The organism is Bacillus sp. FJAT-27225 (assembly GCF_001685025.1).
GTDB lineage: Bacteria > Bacillota > Bacilli > Bacillales > Cytobacillaceae > Bacillus_D.
Map to the genome: position 1 here is coordinate 537,408 of NZ_MAYU01000021.1, position 19,000 is coordinate 556,407.

13 protein-coding genes are annotated in these 19,000 nt (G+C 41.0%); 3 read left to right on the forward strand and 10 right to left on the reverse strand.

Annotated features, from left to right (window positions below; genetic code table 11):
• Nucleotides 1-201 precede the first annotated feature (201 nt).
• Nucleotides 202-1,860 carry a PucR family transcriptional regulator gene (locus A8F94_RS14610; protein WP_066201918.1) on the reverse strand — a complete coding sequence of 553 codons (1,659 nt, stop codon included), beginning with the start codon at nt 1,858-1,860 and terminating at the stop codon, nt 202-204.
• Between the two features lie 392 nt (nt 1,861-2,252).
• Between A8F94_RS14610 and A8F94_RS14615 the strand changes: the two genes are divergently transcribed.
• Complete coding sequence (locus A8F94_RS14615) at nt 2,253-3,128, forward strand: alpha/beta hydrolase (protein ID WP_254660861.1); 876 nt, start codon at nt 2,253-2,255, stop codon at nt 3,126-3,128.
• A 335-nt stretch (nt 3,129-3,463) separates the two neighbouring features.
• Here A8F94_RS14615 and A8F94_RS14620 read toward each other — a convergent pair whose 3' ends face one another.
• Both A8F94_RS14620 and A8F94_RS25430 read right to left on the reverse strand, forming a co-directional pair.
• Entirely contained in the window at nt 3,464-4,849 is a 1,386-nt protein-coding gene (locus A8F94_RS14620) for a uracil/xanthine transporter (protein ID WP_368072792.1), read from the reverse strand.
• 17 nt (nt 4,850-4,866) lie between these two features.
• On the reverse strand, nt 4,867-5,802 hold the full coding sequence (locus tag A8F94_RS25430) for a DUF2877 domain-containing protein (RefSeq protein WP_066201921.1): 936 nt from the start codon (nt 5,800-5,802) through the stop codon (nt 4,867-4,869).
• 216 nt (nt 5,803-6,018) lie between these two features.
• Between A8F94_RS25430 and A8F94_RS14630 the strand changes: the two genes are divergently transcribed.
• Nucleotides 6,019-7,671 carry a PucR family transcriptional regulator gene (locus A8F94_RS14630; protein WP_066201924.1) on the forward strand — a complete coding sequence of 551 codons (1,653 nt, stop codon included), beginning with the start codon at nt 6,019-6,021 and terminating at the stop codon, nt 7,669-7,671.
• A 65-nt stretch (nt 7,672-7,736) separates the two neighbouring features.
• On the opposite strand, the gene A8F94_RS14635 is transcribed toward A8F94_RS14630, so the two are convergent.
• The 4 genes from A8F94_RS14635 to allW (A8F94_RS14650) form a co-directional block, all read right to left on the reverse strand.
• Nucleotides 7,737-9,089, reverse strand: a complete 1,353-nt coding sequence (locus A8F94_RS14635) for an allantoinase (protein WP_066201926.1) — start codon at nt 9,087-9,089, stop codon at nt 7,737-7,739.
• Nucleotides 9,090-9,184: 95 nt separating this feature from the next.
• On the reverse strand, nt 9,185-10,540 hold the full coding sequence (gene allB / locus A8F94_RS14640; protein ID WP_066201929.1) for an allantoinase AllB: 1,356 nt from the start codon (nt 10,538-10,540) through the stop codon (nt 9,185-9,187).
• 55 nt (nt 10,541-10,595) lie between these two features.
• Complete coding sequence (gene allW, locus A8F94_RS14645; protein WP_066201932.1) at nt 10,596-12,059, reverse strand: allantoin permease; 1,464 nt, start codon at nt 12,057-12,059, stop codon at nt 10,596-10,598.
• A gap of 654 nt (nt 12,060-12,713) precedes the next feature.
• A complete protein-coding gene (gene allW, locus A8F94_RS14650; protein ID WP_066201935.1) occupies nt 12,714-14,168 on the reverse strand; it encodes an allantoin permease in 1,455 nt (484 codons plus the stop codon).
• 819 nt (nt 14,169-14,987) lie between these two features.
• On the opposite strand from allW (A8F94_RS14650), the gene A8F94_RS14655 reads away from it, so the two are divergent.
• Nucleotides 14,988-15,371 carry a RidA family protein gene (locus A8F94_RS14655; RefSeq protein ID WP_066201939.1) on the forward strand — a complete coding sequence of 128 codons (384 nt, stop codon included), beginning with the start codon at nt 14,988-14,990 and terminating at the stop codon, nt 15,369-15,371.
• A 107-nt stretch (nt 15,372-15,478) separates the two neighbouring features.
• Here A8F94_RS14655 and ahpF read toward each other — a convergent pair whose 3' ends face one another.
• The 3 genes from ahpF to A8F94_RS14670 form a co-directional block, all read right to left on the reverse strand.
• The gene (gene ahpF / locus A8F94_RS14660) at nt 15,479-17,008 is read right to left on the reverse strand and encodes an alkyl hydroperoxide reductase subunit F (protein WP_066201941.1); all 1,530 of its coding nucleotides are present in this window, start codon (nt 17,006-17,008) and stop codon (nt 15,479-15,481) included.
• Nucleotides 17,009-17,022: 14 nt separating this feature from the next.
• Complete coding sequence (gene ahpC, locus A8F94_RS14665; protein ID WP_066201943.1) at nt 17,023-17,586, reverse strand: alkyl hydroperoxide reductase subunit C; 564 nt, start codon at nt 17,584-17,586, stop codon at nt 17,023-17,025.
• A gap of 268 nt (nt 17,587-17,854) precedes the next feature.
• Entirely contained in the window at nt 17,855-18,775 is a 921-nt protein-coding gene (locus A8F94_RS14670; protein ID WP_077247726.1) for a glycoside hydrolase family 43 protein, read from the reverse strand.
• Nucleotides 18,776-19,000 lie beyond the last annotated feature (225 nt).

The window sequence follows — 19,000 nt, forward strand, 5'->3', positions numbered from 1 at the left end:
GGTTTCATTTCTATCCCCAGTTTCTTGCCTCACTACAATTGTAAGCGTATTGCATCGAATAGTCTTTATGAATGATGGATAAAGATAACAATCATTTTTATCCCTTATGGATAAAAAACTAAGAATTTGAAAGGGAGCACTCTACAAACCCACTAAAAAAGGGAGTACCTCCCAGTTTTATGGTGGTTACTCCCTTTTTTGCTATTCTTTTTGTTCTCGTTGAAGAAATTCATAAATCTTTAGCCCAATCCTTACCGACAACATTTCTTCAGAATCTTCAAAGTCCATGCCTGTAATTTCCTTAATTCGCTCCAAACGGTAAACGACCGTTTTATAGTGAATATAGAGAATCTTGGCTGTCTGTGCAGCGTTTTGGTTGCATTCCAAAAAGGTTTGCAATGTTTTTAGCAAATCGGCTTGATTTGCTTGCTGGTACGAAAGTAATGCCCTAAGTGACGGAGGAACAAACTGGATTAAAACAGTTGGGTCTTCAATATGGCGCAACAGTCTAAAAATCCCTAATTCTGAAAAGGCGGTTATGGATTCTAATCCATTAATCGTTTCACCTAAATCGAGTGCATCATTCGCCTCCTTGTAGCTTCTAGACATTTCAGTAACATTGTGTACCGCATTTCCTATTCCAACTTGAACGATAATGTCTTTTACTTGTCTGTTTATAAATTCTTGTATGTCACGAGAAGTTTTCTTAACTTTCTTGATCCATGATGGATTGTTAGCAGCCGTATCCTCTACTTTCCATAGAACAATGAATAAGTTGCTTTTATTAGCGACAATTCCATCAGGCAAATAATGCTCAATTGCTTCATTAACCACTAAATGATTTCGATCCGAAAACCCTCGTTTATTTTTTTGATTTATGCTGTCGGTTAAATGATTTATTTTAAATAACACAGCAACAAAAGAACCATCCAAATCCCAGCCAATCAAATTTGCTTTTTCATAAATAGCTTCCATTGAGTGGATATTCCCGCTTATCAGCTCTTCAATTAGGTCGATTTTATATTTCTTCTCAACCTCGGCGACAGCAAACTGTTTAACAAATTCGAGAGACAAAGAGGTTGCAGCGTTTTCGACAGCTATTAAGTCAAGCTCGCCGAGAGATTTATTCATTTCACCAATTAACAAATACTTTTTGTTGTGGTTTAATGTCTCAATCGGAACGACAATTTGGTGGCCTATCATGTTCTCTAATTCCGGATACTTTACAATTTGCCGGTAATGCGGAAATTTAATTCCTGCTGTCTGCTCGTAAACATGTACCTTTTCAATGATTTGAAATGTACGGAGAGAAGGAACAGTTGACGCGATACAACGAAAATTCCGGTCAAAAAGAGCAACAGGATTACCAATTAATGTTTCGAGCGTGCCGATAATTTCATCCGGTCCTTTATCAGCGAGTGACAGGGCTGTAAAGCGATCATGAATTTCTTTGTAATATTGCAGTTTTTTGACCTGATTATTAAAAAGTTCTCCCATTATTGGATACATGACATCAACAAAAAGAACTTCTCTCGGCAGCTGTATGATAGGCAGCCCGCATTTTTCGCACGCATCAATCAATTGACTCGATATTTCAGTACCGACCTTTTTGATAATGAGAGCACTGACTCCTTTTTCTGACAGCTTGGCGATAAACTCCTTTTGCTCCTTATCAGTAAAAGAGCGAATTGAATAAAGGCTTGTCAGAATTACCTCCCCGCCCTTTATCCATTTTGCAATATCAGGTGCTTCCATAATGGTCACACCTTCGATCGTATTATCTATATAATTTTTTCCCCCTAAGACTACAGCACCTTTAAGGGATTCCATTTCCAAAATGTCTCTTACCTTTAGTTCCATTAGCCGCAGTCCTTTCTCCTATATAAAGTGAACCTTCAATCAGTGAGACGCAAAAAATGAATTTCTTAGTTCAGATATATAGTGTAAAACTTCACATGTCGAATTAAGTTTAATTTTATTATACAATAATAATGTTAGCCTTCCATCAGTGAAGGTTTTTCCACTATTGGTTAGCCCCGTTCTACTGTCGGTTAAGAGCGGGATAAAGTGAAACTTCAATCAGTGGGGGTTTTCTTCACCCCCCACTGAATGTTAGTTGAACCAATCGGGCTTTTACGGGCTGTTATCCCCCACCTACGCTTCTTTGATTCCCTGCATTTAGGTGGGGGTCTTACAGCCCGTTAATGCGGGATAAACATTCAATTTAAATGAAAGAAAGTGTGTGTGACATCATGATGAAAACCACAATCGTGTATAAACAAGGAAATGATTTTGAGATTAAAGGCGACTTTTACCCTGCTCCCGAAAAATCCAGCCCTGTAATTGTTTATATACATGGCGGCGGTTTATTTTGGGGCTCTCGTGAGGACTTGAAAGCCGACCAGATTGAATTTTATCACCAAGCTGGTTTTAATATTTTCTCTATTGATTATCGCTTAGCTCCTGAATCCAAACTTTCAGATATCCAGCTGGATATTGCAGATGCCCTTTCCTGGGTTGAAACCGAGGGTACTAAACAGTTCGATTATGACCCAGAAAAGATCGCCGTAATTGGAGGCTCGGCTGGCGGATATCTCGCACTAATGTCAGGGACTTTCAAGAAAAAACCGAAAGCTGTTGTTTCATTTTACGGATATGGCGATATTACTGGGGAGTGGGCAATAAAGCCAAGCCCTCATTATTTAAGCATGACAAGTGTTCCAAAAGAACTTGCGAATATGCTCGTTTCTGACCGTGTTATAACAGTCGGCCCCATCGAAAAACGGTATGCCATCTATATGTACGCCAGACAGCAAGGAGTATGGATTGACAAGATTAGCGGGGGCCTTCATCCGATCTTGGACAAGGAAGAACTTTCCCAATTCTGCCCTCTTCAACATGTCAATGCCGATTTTCCTCCGACACTTCTTTTGCACGGAACGGCGGATGAGGATGTTCCTTATGAGCAATCCGTGATGATGGCAGAAACACTAAAAGAGGCTGGAGTGGAAAGTAAATTAATTACGATTCCTGAAGGAAAGCATGTCTTCGATGAAGACTGGCAAAATCCAGTTGTCCAAAATGCCTTTGAAGAAGTCGTTGCTTTTTTAAAGTTATGTTTAAAATAAGGCTATAGTAAGGTTATAGTCGATTTTTAATAGTTTTGATTTTGAGCGAAAATGTAACACAGCCATATATAGAGAAAGGGCTTGAGAGGAAACTCCCAAGCCCTTTTTTTATTAACTTTATCCCGCATTAAGGGACAGTAAGCCTCTTTCAGAGACAACTGCCCCTAAATGCCCGATTGGTGAGATACAATGAAACTTGCCGCTGTGATTTTCAGCGGCTTAGTTGAATCAATCGGGTTCGTACTGCCGCTTAATCGCCGAGCTCTTCGGTGAATTAGCGGCAGTAGAACGGGACTATCAATCAGTGGAAAACCCCCACTGATTGAAGTTTCACTTTATCTCGCTCTTGCGTTTATTTTAAAAACCTTATTTTCCTTTTTTTCTCCGTTGTTCTCCTCTTCAACACCATAACGATCCCAATTAAACAGATTTTCCATTAGCAGTGCCAGTATGATTCCCATTAATAAGCCGCTGCTAAGCAAAGGGCGAACAACACTTGGAATTGATGCAAAGTAAGATGGCGGCAACGTCATGATAATAATTCCAACAAACAGCGGAACAGCCGAACGGTAAGCGTTGACCGTATTAAAATTAACTTGCTTAAAGAAATTCAGGGAAGAATTCAGAAGCAGCAAATATGAGACAAATAACACTGCGCTCCCAACGCTCAAAGGTAACTGGGAGAAAAAGTGCCCGATTGGCGGAATAAGCCCCATTACCATGAACATGAATCCACCTAGAATGAATGGAATCCTTTTTATAATCCCAGTTTGGCTAAGGAAACCGATAGACGACACATAAGGTGAATAAGGAACAAGGCCAAGGAACCCTGCAAGCAAAGTAAAAATACCGGTTATCGTAAATGAAGTTCGATATTGTTTCTTGGTCGTCTGTTCATTGTACATACTCTCGGTCCCTTTTAATGACCCAAACGTATTGGCTGTGTTTAGAAGACCGGCTAGAACCGTGGTTACAATAATCCCAACGTTCCAGGCAGGTTCCCCGAATGGGAACAACTCAATTGCAAATGACGAAACTTTCTCAACTGAACTCTGTGTTTCAAATAGAAGTGCGTAGGCAATCCAGCCCACAATAATACCAAGCAATAAACCATAACGTCTGATGGTTGGTGATGCCTTCACACTGATAACAATCACGAAAATCGCTATAACGATTGATAATAATGATACCGACAAGTTAATTTCTGCACCCTGAGTCTGGTTGCCAAACGGAATTCCGAGCATTCCCTTCAGGAAAATCCCAATCAATTGACATCCGAACAAGAACATAAATACACCCATCACTGCAGGATTAAATAATTTGGCAAGGTGAGGCCCCAATCCGGCAAGGCCAATAATAAGCGTCAAAATCGCGGAAATGATAATACCGACTGTCAGGCTGCCTCCCAAAACCGGTAAGGGAATGCCTTGCGCAGCAGCAGACGCACAAAGCGTTAAAATAATTCCCCACCAAAGTCCTGATTGCCCTTCCATAATGGCACGTTTATGTCCTAAAAGCGCCTGGACAATACACGCCAACCCAGTCACAATAAAGGAAAGCTGAAGCAAGTTGACAATTTTACTTGGTTCAAGCTCAAATGCCGCTCCTATTGTGATTGGGATAACAACAATATTTGTGAAAATAAAAAAGAGCCATTGCAAGCCCGAAATCCAATTGCTTGATTTTAATAATTCCTTAATGACAATCGCCTTCTTTTCTATGTTTTAAAGTAGTTTTTCTAAAAAGCCAATGCCTTTATTCCTAACAATACACCTATTACCGTGTCCGCCCCGGATGTATGGCCTATTTTTCTCATTTCTTCAAGGGCAGTCATAAACTCTGTCCCGCGTGGCTTATCCATCACTTGACACATCTGGATAAGATGTGAGTGAAATTTGTTCTCGGCAGCATACAAAAGATATTCCAGTGAAATATGTGTTGTTCTCTTCCGGCCATATTCAAATAAATACGTTTTCAATTGCTGCTGAAATACATCGTTTGTTCCCTCTAAAGCCGAAAAAATCGCACAAATTCCCGTGATGACATCGTCGCCGCTTGGCGTGAGCCCCAGACCTCTTCCGATCCAATAATTAAATACGTTATTGGCATCTGTGGATTGATCTCCACGTGCAAGCATTTTTAGATTATCCAATTCATGGAGAATCGGATGATCCTTCTGGTTAAAAATAGGGTCTGTCAAAAACTTGATTAGCATAATTTTATCATTGTTCGTTTGAGCCAGGCCGGTTTGCCAATCCTCTTGAAGCAGCCTATCGGCAACGAACAGCAAGTTATCTTTTAGGTGCCAAAGATTGTACATAAACCCATAGAGTACAGGATTTGCTAATTCTGCCTGTCCGATCGAGAGGGAAGGTCCTTCCGAGAAAACAAAGGTTTCTGAATGCCTGTGCCAAACTACATTCTGGTTACCCCTAATTTCCCTGATGAACTGCTGCACATCCTGTTTATTCAGACCGATTCCGAATGGGGAAATCCCCTTTTCCACATCACCAATATGAATTAAAGAATCACCAAATGCTAAGTTAAAACTGTTATTAAAAATACTATGGACATAACCTTTTTGATTACGTTCAACGATCTTATATATTTCATTACTTGCAGCACGTGCCGTCCATCCGCTATTACTATGATTTCTCTCAAATGAATAACTCACCCAATTCACCCCAGCATTAAAATTCACCTTGAAAAAAATCACCGCTTGACCGCTACATTTGAGTTTACATGATCCCTTGTCCATACCTTCATCTATATAAGATTAAGTTAGATGAGGCCTAATTGTCACTGTTCAAACTAACCAAAATATTTTTTGCTTTTTGTCTACTTTTAACGTAAAATAACAATTTGATAGCGATTAAATGAGGGGTAAACGATGAAAACAATAAATGATTTATTTATACTAGAAGGTATGAAAGAGAGTGTCGTCCTGGCAGGCCACAGAGGGCTTACTCGAAATGTTCAATTTGTAAATATATCTGATACACCCGATATCATCCAATTTTTAGATAGCAATCATTTACTTCTCACTACCGGCTATGCGTTTAAAGACGATATAGAGCATATGTGTGAGTTGATTAAACAAATGCATGCGTTAAATTGTTCTGGAATGGTAATTAAAATTAACCGATTTTTGAAAGAATTGCCTACAGAGGTTAAATTACTTGCTGATGATTTGGCTTTTCCAATTATTGATTTACCTGCAAAACATACATTAGGGGAAGTATCCCGGCACATTTTAAATTACTTGAATGATAATGAAACAGAGCAACTTTATTATGCCCTGCATGTTCAAAAAGAATTTTCCGACATGATGATAAAAGGATACAGCCTGAATTCCCTGATTGAACAATTGGGACATTTTTTAGCACGCCCAACCCTTTTATTGAACCATCGTGGAGAAAAAATTGCCGCCAGCCATGATTTTCGAACGGATTCAATGAAGGCAGTAGAACAAGAAATCATTGAAAAAGTGAAAGAAGATATCGTGTCTGCCCGGAAAGGCAGCACATTTGTCATACCTTCAAGGGAAGGCAAATCTATCTCTACCTTTCCAGTGCAAACGAAACGATTATATCCCAGTATGCTGGTCATCGTTGATTCTTCAACCTTGCCCTATCCATCTTCACAAATGGCCATCGAGCAAGCTGGCAACGTTGTTTCATTTACAATTATAAAAGAACAGGCGATTGAGGAAAATTCACGACTATTAAAGAATAACTTCTTTGATGAATTAATTGAACTGAGAATTCGCTCCGATGAAGAAATCATGAGCCTTGCAAATTATTATGGGTTAAAAGAAGATATGGAGAATATTTGCATTATCAGTACCGTAGATTCAAAAGGACCAAATTATGAAGCCTTGCAATTATACGAAAAAAAAGTTGGGGAGTTATATACCAGTATTTACGACCAGCTTGAGGATGAAATCATTCAGCATAATATGGATGCAATTTTGTTTACAAAAGAAAGATACTTCGTTATGGTACTCCAATTTTCAAAGTTCACCGAAAATGACCTGAATGATGTAACCGAATTTATCCAAAATTGTCAAAACAACTTGCAGTCTGATTATTCGATTTCCTTCGGCGTCAGCAATCCAATCCGCTCAATTAAAGATATTCCAACAGCCTATAATGAAGCGGTAGAAGCGATTACGGGCGGATACGATATGAACAAGCAAGGATTCATTCATTTCTATAAACCAAAGGATTTGGAAAAATTACTAAGTGGCCTTCCAAAAAAAGATTTAAAAGCATTTTATGAAAATGCTTTAAAGTCACTTGCCTATCCCGAGTCAAAAGAAGAGCAGGAATTGGTTAAAACGATACAAGTATTCCTTGATTCCCAATGTGAGATTTCCGAGACATCAAGGAAATTGTTTATCCATAGAAATACCGTTAAATACCGAATTGAAAAAACGGAAGAAATGCTAAACTCTTCTTTCCGTGACCCTATAGATTCACTGCGCATACGCGTTGCTCTAATAATCGGCAACCTCCTTCAAGAAAACGAGAACAATTTGTAAGGGCAGCACAAGCGCCTAACACAAAAAAACCAAAACCCTTTTACATCGGGTTTTGGTTTTTTTACTTATGCTTTAACTTCTGCTTTACCATCAACAATGATTTGTCCGTTTTCATAGACAATTTCACCATTGACAATGGTTGTTTTGACATTCCCTTTAAATGTCATGCCAACATATGGTGAATGCTGGTGGCGGTAAAATAAATCTTCATTCTTTAGTTCAAAGCTTTCATTTAGATTTACAATTGCCAAGTCAGCATCGTAGCCTTCTGCAATTGTTCCTTTCGTTGATAGTCCGAACAATTTTGCCGGGTTTGTTGCAGTCAGTTCAACGATTTTTTCTAATGGAAGGTTTCGTTTAAAATAACCTTCAGTCAGAAGAATATTCAAAGTGGACTGAGCACCGGAAATTCCGCCCCAGCCTTCAAAATAGTTGTCAGTAATTGTTTTCATGGATGCTGGTGCAGGTGAATGGTCGGAACCGATGACAGTAATTTCACCGTTCGCTACAGCAGCCCAAAGATCTTCTACTTCATCTTCATCTCTTAACGGAGGAGCACATTTTGCCAATGCCCCTTTTTCTTCTAAGTCCTTAACTGTTAAAGAAAGATAGTGCGGGCATGTTTCGACTGTTACATCTACACCCCTTTGTTGAGCTTCCTTAATGACTTCAACTACTTTTCGGCTGCTTGCATGGACGATATGGAGCTTACATCCAGTTGCCTCTGCATAAGAGATCACTCGACGAACTGCCTCTATTTCAGAAATAATTGGACGGGATTCAACAAAGTCCCTTGCCGTTGTTTTGCCCTGGCTTTGCTTTTCTTTTGCCAGCTGATCACAAATAACAGTACTTTCAGCGTGTACAGCTACTAGAGAGCCAAAGGATGCAATCTCTTTCATGCCCTTATAGAGTGTTTCGTCATCAACGTTATCAAAATCGGCTATCCCGCTTGGTGACATGAATGCCTTGAATCCGATGACGCCATTTTCGTGAAGTTCCTTAAGATCGTCAATATTTTCGGGTACAAGCCCACCCCAGAAACGCGGATTAACAATTGACTTTTCATCGGCAGCTGAGCTTTTCAGCTCCAAATTCGCCTTGTTAATAGTTGGGGGCGTACTATTCAGCGGCATATCAAAGAACGTTGTGACACCGCCTGCAGCCAAGCTTCTGCTTCCTGTCTCGAGCCCTTCCCATTCCGTTCTGCCAGGTTCATTAAAATGGACGTGTGTATCGATCAAGCCTGGCAGGATATGAAGACCCTCAGCATTAATCTCTTTATCTGCTGTAGCCTCTAAAGATTTACCTACAGATACTTCTTTAATCTTGCCATCCTTGATGGCAAGATCACCTTGAACGATTGACTCGGATGTGACGATATTCCCGTTTCTAACAATTAATTCATATGTAGCCATGTTTCAAACCTCCTGGCATTTAGTAAACGCTTTGCCATTGTCAATCGCTGACTATGGCAAAGCGGGTCATTATTTCATTTTTGTATTTATGCTAATTAGTTAGCATAAATCAGCTTTCCTACAGGTTCTCCCACAATGCCTTTTTCCAAATCGAACACAACATTTCCGCGAACGATGGTTTTTGTCACACGGCAGTCAATTTTTCTGCCTTCATATGCACTGTGTTTATTTTTGTAGTACAGGTCTTCCCTTTTCACTGTATAAGACTGGTTCGGATCGACCAGGATGATATCCGCATCTTTTGAAACGGCGATTTCACCTTTGTTCGGCAGGTTGAAACGCTCAGCCGGATGTGTTGCAATTAAATCAACAAACTTTTCAACAGCCAATCCGCGTTGTTTTACAGCCAGGTCAAACATAAGGTCGACATTGTTCTGGGCGCCGCTGATTCCTCCCCAAGCTTCCCAGAGATTTCCCTGCTTTAAATCTTCGGTACAAGGTGAGTGATCAGAAGTAATCCAGTCGATATTACCATTTAGCAGCTCATCCCATAGTTTTGCCTGGATTTCAGCAGGCCTGATTGGCGGCTGGCACTTTGCCCTTGGGCCGATTTCATCCACTTCCTCTGCCGTGAATGCAAAATAATGGGGACAGGATTCGACTGTTACATCGACACCTTCTTGCTTCGCTTTTTGAATAACCTGAATCGCCTCTGATGTACTAATATGAACGAGATGCAATTTACAGCCGGTTTCCTTGGCGAAAAGAATCGCGCGTGAAACAGCTTCTACCTCTGTAATAACCGGGCGGGACTCAGCATATTCAACTCCTGAATTTTTCCCTAGTCTGGCATATTCTTCGCCAAGTTTTTTTGCTATAGAAGGATTTTCCGCATGGATGCACAGCAGTTGATCCAATTCAGCCAGTTTCTGCATGCCTTTATACAAGGTATAATCATCAACATTTGTGAAATCTCCAGGAATATCACTTGTAATATCAGACATGAAGCATTTAAAGGCTAGAACTCCTGCATCAGCAAGTTCCTCAAGCTTGTCCAGATTGTCCGGGACAAGGCCGCCATAAAAGGCATAATCAACATAGTTTTGTGTTTTGGCAGCTTCAAGCTTCAAATCCAGTGCCTCTTTATTGATTGTTGCCGGGAGTGCGTTCAATGGCATTTCCACATAGCTTGTAGTACCGCCGGCTGCCAATGCTTTCGATCCTGTTTCAAAGCCTTCCCATTCTGTCCTGCCTGGTTCGCTGATGTGAACATGTGTATCAATCATCCCAGGCATGACATACTGGCCGTCCGCATGAATAATCTCTTTTGCATCTTCTACAATTTGCTCCGCAATGCATGAAATTTTTTCGTTGTTAATTCCAATATCAACTTTACGGACGCCATCACGGAAGACAACATTGCCGCCTTTAATTACTAAATCGTAAGCCATTGTTCCAATCCCCTTCCAATTATGATTACAAATTATTCACATATAACAGATGAGTCTAGATTGCATTTTTTTCTTCTTGCAATTCCACAACCTGATTGCCTTTAATTTTCGGCAACTCAAGAATTGTATAGATTACAAACGCTGAAATAACCCCTACTATCCACGAAATATCATAAAGCGGTTTAAAGAACGGGACGAAATTACCGATTAGGCAAAGTACCCCTGCAATAACCAATGTGATGAGGGCATTCACATTGAATCCATTCTTATAATTGTATTTTCCGTTTTGTGAATACAATTCTTCCAAATCAATCTCTGTTTTTGAAACGACAAAATAATGGGCAAGCATTACACCAGCAATTGGAGCCAATAAGCCGCCAACGATATTTAAGAATGTAAAGATGCTTGTCGCATCCTCCATGAGTTTCCAAGGCATGACCAGGATCCCGATTACAGCTGCGATTGTGGCACCAGACTTAAATGTTAATTTTTTCGGGAAAAGCGATGCCAATTGGTAGCCGGCAGGAACAATATTACCTGTCACATTAACCGCCAATGTTGTTAAACATAAAGTCAGTACGGAAATTGCAATTGCAAAACCACTATCAAATCTGGCAACAACATCAAGCACATTCCAAATTGGTGTCCCAAAGGCAATCTCAGAACCTACAATAATGGAGATACTAGCTATCGCAAACAGCAAATACGTCACAACCAAACCTACAGTTTGTCCAATAGCTTGAGCTTTTGTAGAGCGAGCCAATCTTGTAAAATCAGATACGTTTACAATCGGAGCTGCCCAGGCAGCAATGACCGCTGTAATAGCAGCCAAAAAGACGATTACTTTATTGCCGCTGACCCCAGTACCCGTATAAGCGAGGATAGGGCCGATACCACCGGCTAAATTAATAGCCCAGATTGCCATTCCACCAAAAACAATATAAACGAGTGGAGAAAGGATATTTGTAAACTTCCCTAAGAGCCCCATTCCCCCATAAATCAGCGCTACATTAAATAACCAGAATAACAGGAAAGAAATTAGTCCAGGCAATGATAATCCAAGAAAATTCCAATCTCCGCCTAACGTCAAATATGTTGGCCAAGCCTTTCCGATTAGGATAGACAAGGCCTGGCTGCCTGCGAATGTCTGAAATCCAAACCACATAATTGCAGCAATAACTCCCCTTAACACTCCTGGGATCATCGCACCTTTCGTACCGAATGATGAACGTACGAGCATGGCAAATGGCAAACCATATTTTGATCCTGCATGGCCATTAAGGACCATTGCTGCCGCTAATATAAGTGATGCACACATAATAGCACCAAAAACTTGCCAAACCGACATTCCTATTGCAAAAAGCCCGCCAATCGCAATATAGTTAGGGATATTATGTACGGATCCCATCCAAACTGTGAAAAAATTCCCGACAGTCCAATTCCTGTCCTCTTTCTTTGATGGCAATACGTCTTCGCTGTAGCCCGCAGCCTTCACTAGTTCTCTGTTAAACTCTCCCAAAAGGATTACCCCCTCAAAATAAACGATGAAAATGTGACAGCTTTTTTAAATTTCTACAGATGCTATAGAAATTATTTTATTTAAGCCTATAATTAAAACATAAAATGAGGAATAGCAATTCAATATTATCTCATGAAAATTTCACAACCTCATAATAACGCTTTCAACGCCACAAAATTATTATACAAAGTTTTTCATCAAAGGTCGTTATCTCCATTAAACAAAAAATCAAGCTTGTATTATCAACTGTGCATATACAATTCTAATATAGTGTTCACTTTGAACAAACAGTTATTCACTTTGACCAACGGAAATATATTAGTATAGTAAATTTTTTAATTCATTAAGAAGTGAATCTTCATCGCTTGAGGCTTTTCCCTATTGTCAATGCAATTGAAAAACTTCCGTTTAGGAATAATTCAGGAATCATTAACAAGACAAAAAAAGCAACTTTCTTCCTAAATTGGAGGGAAAGTTGCTTTTTTTGTCTATCCCTACTGGTGTTATATCGTAGCTTACCGGCTCAATTATATTAATCGGCTTAATTTTTGGATAACCCACCTATAAAGTTTATTTTTGGAATCTATTTATTAACTTGAATACTATGCGACTCAAGAAAGCGATACCCATCGTCGACACTTTCTGGCAAGTTATTTAGGCGATTACTTTTTTTGTAGTACGAAACTCAAGGATAGTATAAAGAATGAATGCTGAAATAATTCCTACAAACCACGAAATATCATAAAGCGGTTTAAAGAACGGGACGAAATTACCGATTAGGCAAAGTACCCCTGCAATAACCAATGTGATGAGGGCATTCACATTAAATCCATTCTTATAATTGTATTTTCCATTTTGTGAATACAATTCTTCCAAATCAATTTCCTGTTTTGAAACGATGAAGTACTGGGCTAGCATCACACCTGCGATTGGAGCCAATAAGCCGCCAACTATATTTAAGAATGTAAAAATACTTGTCGCATTCTCCATAAGTTTCCAAGGCATGACAAGAATCCCAATTACAGCTGCGATTGTCGCACCAGACTTAAATGTTAATTTTTTCGGGAATAGCGATGCCAATTGGTAACCGGCAGGAACTATATTCCCTGTCACATTCACCGCCAATGTTGTTAAGCATAAAGTCAGTACTGATATCGCTATAGCAAAGCCACTGTCGAATCGAGCTACAACTTCAAGTACATTCCATATTGGTGTACCAAAAGCAATCTCGGAGCCAACAATAATCGAAATGCTTGCAATTGCAAACAATAAATACGCCACAATTAAACCTAAAGTTTGTCCAATAGCTTGGTCCTTTGTAGAGCGAGCCAATCTTGTAAAGTCAGAAACGTTTACAATCGGAGCTGCCCAAGAAGCAATAACTGCAGTTACGCCTGCCAAAAAGACGATAACTTTATTACCGCTGATATCAGCACCCGTATAAGCCAAGATGGGGCCAATACCTCCAGCCAAGTTAATTGCCCAGATCGCCATACCACCAAAAACAATATAAACAAGCGGTGAAAGGATATTTGCGAATTTCCCTAAGAATTCCATTCCCCCATAAATTAAAGCAACATTCAATAACCAGAATAACAGGAACGAAATTAGCCCAGGCAAAGATAATCCAAGTAAATTCCAATCCCCTCCCAGAGTGATATACGTTGGCCAAATCTTTCCAATTAGAATTGATAATGCTTGGCTGCCTGCGAATGTCTGGAATCCAAACCACATGATTGCTGCAATTATCCCCCTTAATACGCCAGGAATCATTGCGCCTTTTGTACCGAAAGAGGTGCGTATCAGCATCGCAAAAGGCAAACCATATTTAGAACCTGCATGGCCATTTAGAACCATCGCTGCCGCTAATAGTATGGACGCACATATAATTACAGCGAAAACTTGTCCAACAGACATCCCTATAGCAAAAAGTCCGCCAATGGCAATGTAGTTTGGGATATTATGCACTGAACCCATCCAAATTGATGTATAATTTCCGACGTTCCAATTTTTATCCTTTGGCTTGGTCGGTAATATGTCGTCACTAAAACCAGCTGCTTTTAATTGTTCTCGATTGACATCGGCCAATCGAATCACCCCTTTGATCATGTCGATCACCTAACGAAATCCATCCCGCACTTGTTAGTTTGACCGTTTTATATAGAAAATTATTCTTGTTGAGTTAAACCTTTATGGCTTGTTTCCAGTTATTTTTATAACCATTCTAACTTGAAACAAAAAAATTATTCGATAGGCTGTTATAGTTGAACACCCTAGTCACTGCTAATGTGTCCTCTTATTATAGGTTCCTTTCGCGGGAATAATATTCCTAACAATAAAGGAAATGGCAGAGGAAAAACCCAAGTTGCAGAATCGTGGCGATAAAATGGATATAAGGTATTATAGAGCTTGGGCCCAAGATTGTTTCTTATACACGGAGGCATTTTTAAAACATTATCCGCCCTCACTTGGCGTTCAAAGACGTGTTCTGAAAATGAACCATCTTTCGACATAAAGTGAAACTTCAATCAGTGGGGGGCTTCATCCCACACTGATTGTTAGTTGAACCAATCGGGCATTTAGGGACAGTTCCTCTGAAAGAGGTTACTGTCCCTTTATGCGGGATAAAGTGAAACTTCAATCAGTGGGGGTTTTCTTCATCCCCCACTGATTGTTAGTCCCGTTCTACTGCCGCTAACTAGCCAAATTACGGCGACCAAGCGGCACTATGAACCCGATTGGTTCAACTATGCCGCTGAAAAGCACAGCGGCAAGTTTCACTGTATCTCACCAATCGGGCGCATGCGGCTGTTATCCCCCACCTACGCTTCTTTGATTCCCTGCCTTTAGGTGGGGGTCTTACAGCCCGTTACATGCGGGATAAATTCATCGAGAGGGAACAACTCATACGTTAAGGAGGACTATTCAATGACTAGAAAAGCTTATAATGCAAAGGGTTCAGCAGCATCTGGCCCATACTCACATGCGGTAGACGCAGGTGATTTAGTTTATTTTTCCGGGCAAACCGCGATGAACTCGATTGACAAAGACAAAAATCCATGTGACATTGCAGCCCAAACAAGGCAGTGTTTTGTCCATTTATTCGAGGCGCTGGAAGCTGCTAATCTTACACCCGATGATGTGGTGAAGGTAAATGTATATTTAACCGATATGAAAAACTTTTCGGCTATGAATGAGGTATACGCAACACAATTTTCCGAACCATACCCAGCAAGAACATGTGTAGCAGTTTTAGCACTGCCGCTTGGGGCGGAAGTCGAGATCGAAATGATTGCAAAAAGGCCTAAATAGAGTCATCAAATTGCACAAAAAGGCATTGGGAACACATTCCCATGCCTTTTAACAAATAAGGGACGGTTCTGCTTTTCCACATGGAAAAGCAGAACCGTCCCCTTAGTTTAATGCCGGATTAGATAATCGAATGCACCCAACGCGGCGGTTGCACCAGATCCCATTGAGATGATGATTTGCTTATAGACGCTGTCTGTACAGTCGCCTGCAGCAAATACACCAGGAATGCTGGTTGAACCGTGCTTGTCTACAACGATTTCTCCGAAACGCGTGCGCTCGATTTTATCGCCAAGCCAGTCGGTGTTTGGAACTAAGCCGATCTGGACGAATACGCCTTCAAGCTCTATATGATGCTCTTGTTCTGTTTCACGGTCAATATAAGTAATTCCGTTTACCTTGTCGGTTCCGGTAATTTCCTTAGTTTGAGCATTCTTAATGACGGTGACATTCGACAAGCTGTACAGGCGGTCCTGCAGAACTGTATCAGCTTTTAGTTCCGGCATGAATTCAAGAACTGTGACATGCTTCACAATCCCAGCCAGGTCAATGGCCGCTTCAATTCCGGAGTTGCCTCCGCCAATTACAGCAACATGCTTTCCTTCAAATAGCGGGCCGTCACAGTGTGCACAATAGGCTACACCTTTGTTTTTAAACTCGGCTTCACCTGGTACCCCGACATTCCGCCAGCGGGCGCCAGTTGAAAGGATTACCGTTTTACTCTTCAGCACTGCCCCATTTTCAAGCTCAAGTTCAATGAGGTCTTTCTTCTCAAGACCTACAGCACGCTGGAGGTTCATGATATCCACATCGTACTCTTTTACATGCTCTTCAAGGGTGGCAGCAAGCTTAGGGCCTTCCGTATATTTCGTGCCAATGAAGTTCTCGATGCCAAGCGTATCCATTACCTGGCCGCCAAAGCGTTCAGCGACGATACCAGTGCGAATGCCTTTGCGCGCAGCGTAAACCGCCGCACTTGCACCAGCAGGGCCACCGCCGACAACAAGTACATCAAACGGCTCCTTATCATTGAATTCCGATGCATCCGGGGCATCGGCGATCTTTGAAAGGATTTCTTCCAAAGACATGCGTCCGCTTCCGAACGATTCGCCATTCAGGAATACCGTTGGAACAGCCATGATGCCTTTGCTTTCCACTTCTTCCTTAAATGCTCCCCCTTCAATCATTGTATGAGTGATGCCAGGGTTCACTAGGCTCATCACATTCAAAGCCTGGACGACGTCAGGACAGTTGTGGCAAGTCAGGCTGATGTAAGATTCAAAATGGTATTCGCCTTTAATGCTTTTCACTTGGTCAATGAGTTTTTGATCCACTTTCGGTGCCCTGCCACTAACCTGCAGGAGAGCAAGGACAAGCGACGTAAATTCATGGCCAAGCGGGATGCCGGCAAAAACAATGCCCGTGTCTTCGCCAATGCGGTTGACACTAAAGCTCGGAGTTCTCTCCAGCTCAGCTTTTTCCACTTTAATTCTTGGTGACATAGTTGCAAGTTCATCAACTAGAGCAAGCATGTCGCGAGATACGTCATCAGATCCTGCACTTACTTTTAACAGTACTTCCCCCTCCATCATCTGGAGGTATTGTTCCAATTGTGCTTTAATATCTGCATCTAACAACATGTTTATCGTGCTCCTTAAATTTTGCCTACAAGGTCAAGGCTAGGCTTAAGTGTTTCTCCGCCTTCCTGCCATTTAGCCGGGCAAACTTCGCCTGGGTTGTTGCGTACATATTGTGCTGCTTTGATTTTATTAACAAGAGTGCTCGCGTCACGGCCGATACCGTCAGCGTTGATTTCCATAGCCTGGACAACACCATCTGGATCGATGATGAATGTACCACGCTGTGCAAGGCCTTCTTCTTCATCAAGAACATCAAAGATACGGGAAATCTTCTGGGAAGGATCGCCGATCATGACATATTCGATTTTGCTGATTGCATCAGAATGGTCATGCCATGCTTTATGTGTAAAGTGAGTATCAGTTGAAACTGAATATACTTCAACACCTAGATCTTTCAATGTAGCATATTGGTTTTGCAGATCTTCCAGTTCAGTAGGGCAAACGAATGTGAAGTCAGCTGGATAGAAGCAAACGACACTCCATTTACCTGTGAAGTTTTGATCAGTTACATCGATGAATTCACCGTTGTGGTATGCTTTCGCAGCGAAAGGTGAGACTGTTTTTCCGATAAGAGACATGTTTTGTTTCCTCCTTGAACGTAGTGATGAGTAATAATTTCTATGTGATAATAATTCTAATCACAATGACTATTATTATTGAATAATACTTTTTAGTCAAGAAATATACACTTTAAATGTTTGATTCACAAAAAAGTCACAATTTTTCCTGAAAAAGGAACATTGAAAACGGATACACCTCCATTCCCCTTACAAAAATTACTATTCTCCCCTAATTCGGCAAAGAGGATGATTCTTATTTGCTAATCGCAAACGAGAACTGTCCTTGTTACTCCATTTCTTTTGCTTTAAGAAATAGCGGCCTTTCGTTTCCATGTGGTGTATCAGGATAATGAGTACAAATATACAACTGTCCCTCCAGGTCCCGGAACAAGCTTGAATGTCCGGCATTTCGGTCTAGCAGCAGCTCTTCGTCATGAATCCATGGTCCTTCCACCCGCCCCGATGTCGACCTTGCAACTGCAACAGTATAGCCGCCTAAACCTCGGTCACTGTAATTCGGTATAGAGTAGCTGGACCAAAGCAGGATAAGCTCGCCGCTCCTTGCCATAAAGAGAAACGGTGCATCAGTCAGGTAGCCGCTTTTTTCAATACGAGGATCAGAAAATTGGCGAATCCACGGCATCTTGGCTGCATTCAGGATTTCAATGGGAGCACCTACCGATTTTTTTAAGTCCCTTGATAACCGGAGTGCCTTTATTCTTCCCTCAAAAATTTGAGTCCATTCATGGCAGAAAACAATCCATCTTTCGCCCAGCTCATCTTCATAATAAGTCCCATCAAGACACTCCCAATCACCAGGAGTCACAGGACCTTCACTGTGGTCTGTATAAGGGCCGGCGGGATGGTCAGCCACAAGGATACCGGTACCGCGATGTTCGGCAATACCTCCTTTAAATGAAGCAAACATATAGAAGCGGCCATCTATTTCAAAAACCTCTGGTGCCCAATAATGCCTGACTCCCCAAAACCCTTTTTTCGGCTTAAACGCTACATAGGGACCTTCCCACACATGTAAATTCTCACTTACATATACTTCAAAAATAGGGTCCTCATCGCCGCATCCATCTGCAAACGTAGTTCCGAATAAATAATATTTCCCTTCTTGCTTGTGAGTGAAAATAAACGGGTCTCGTATATGGATCATGTCTGACTGAATGCGCTTAACCTTTCTGAAGCCTTTAATCACTTTTTGTCCCCCTTATATGAATCCGTTCTCAAAAATCATTGTATAGTACATAACTCGACAGTGCACCGGATTCATATCCCGATATTATTTAGCAGTTCAGCACAAAAGAAACAAAATGTTGGGGATAATGGTAAGATAGAAGTAGGGATTACATCCTGGGACAAATATTCTAAAAGTGAAGAGGAGGAAGGAAGTCACTTTTGTCTGTCTATATGGAGAAAAGGA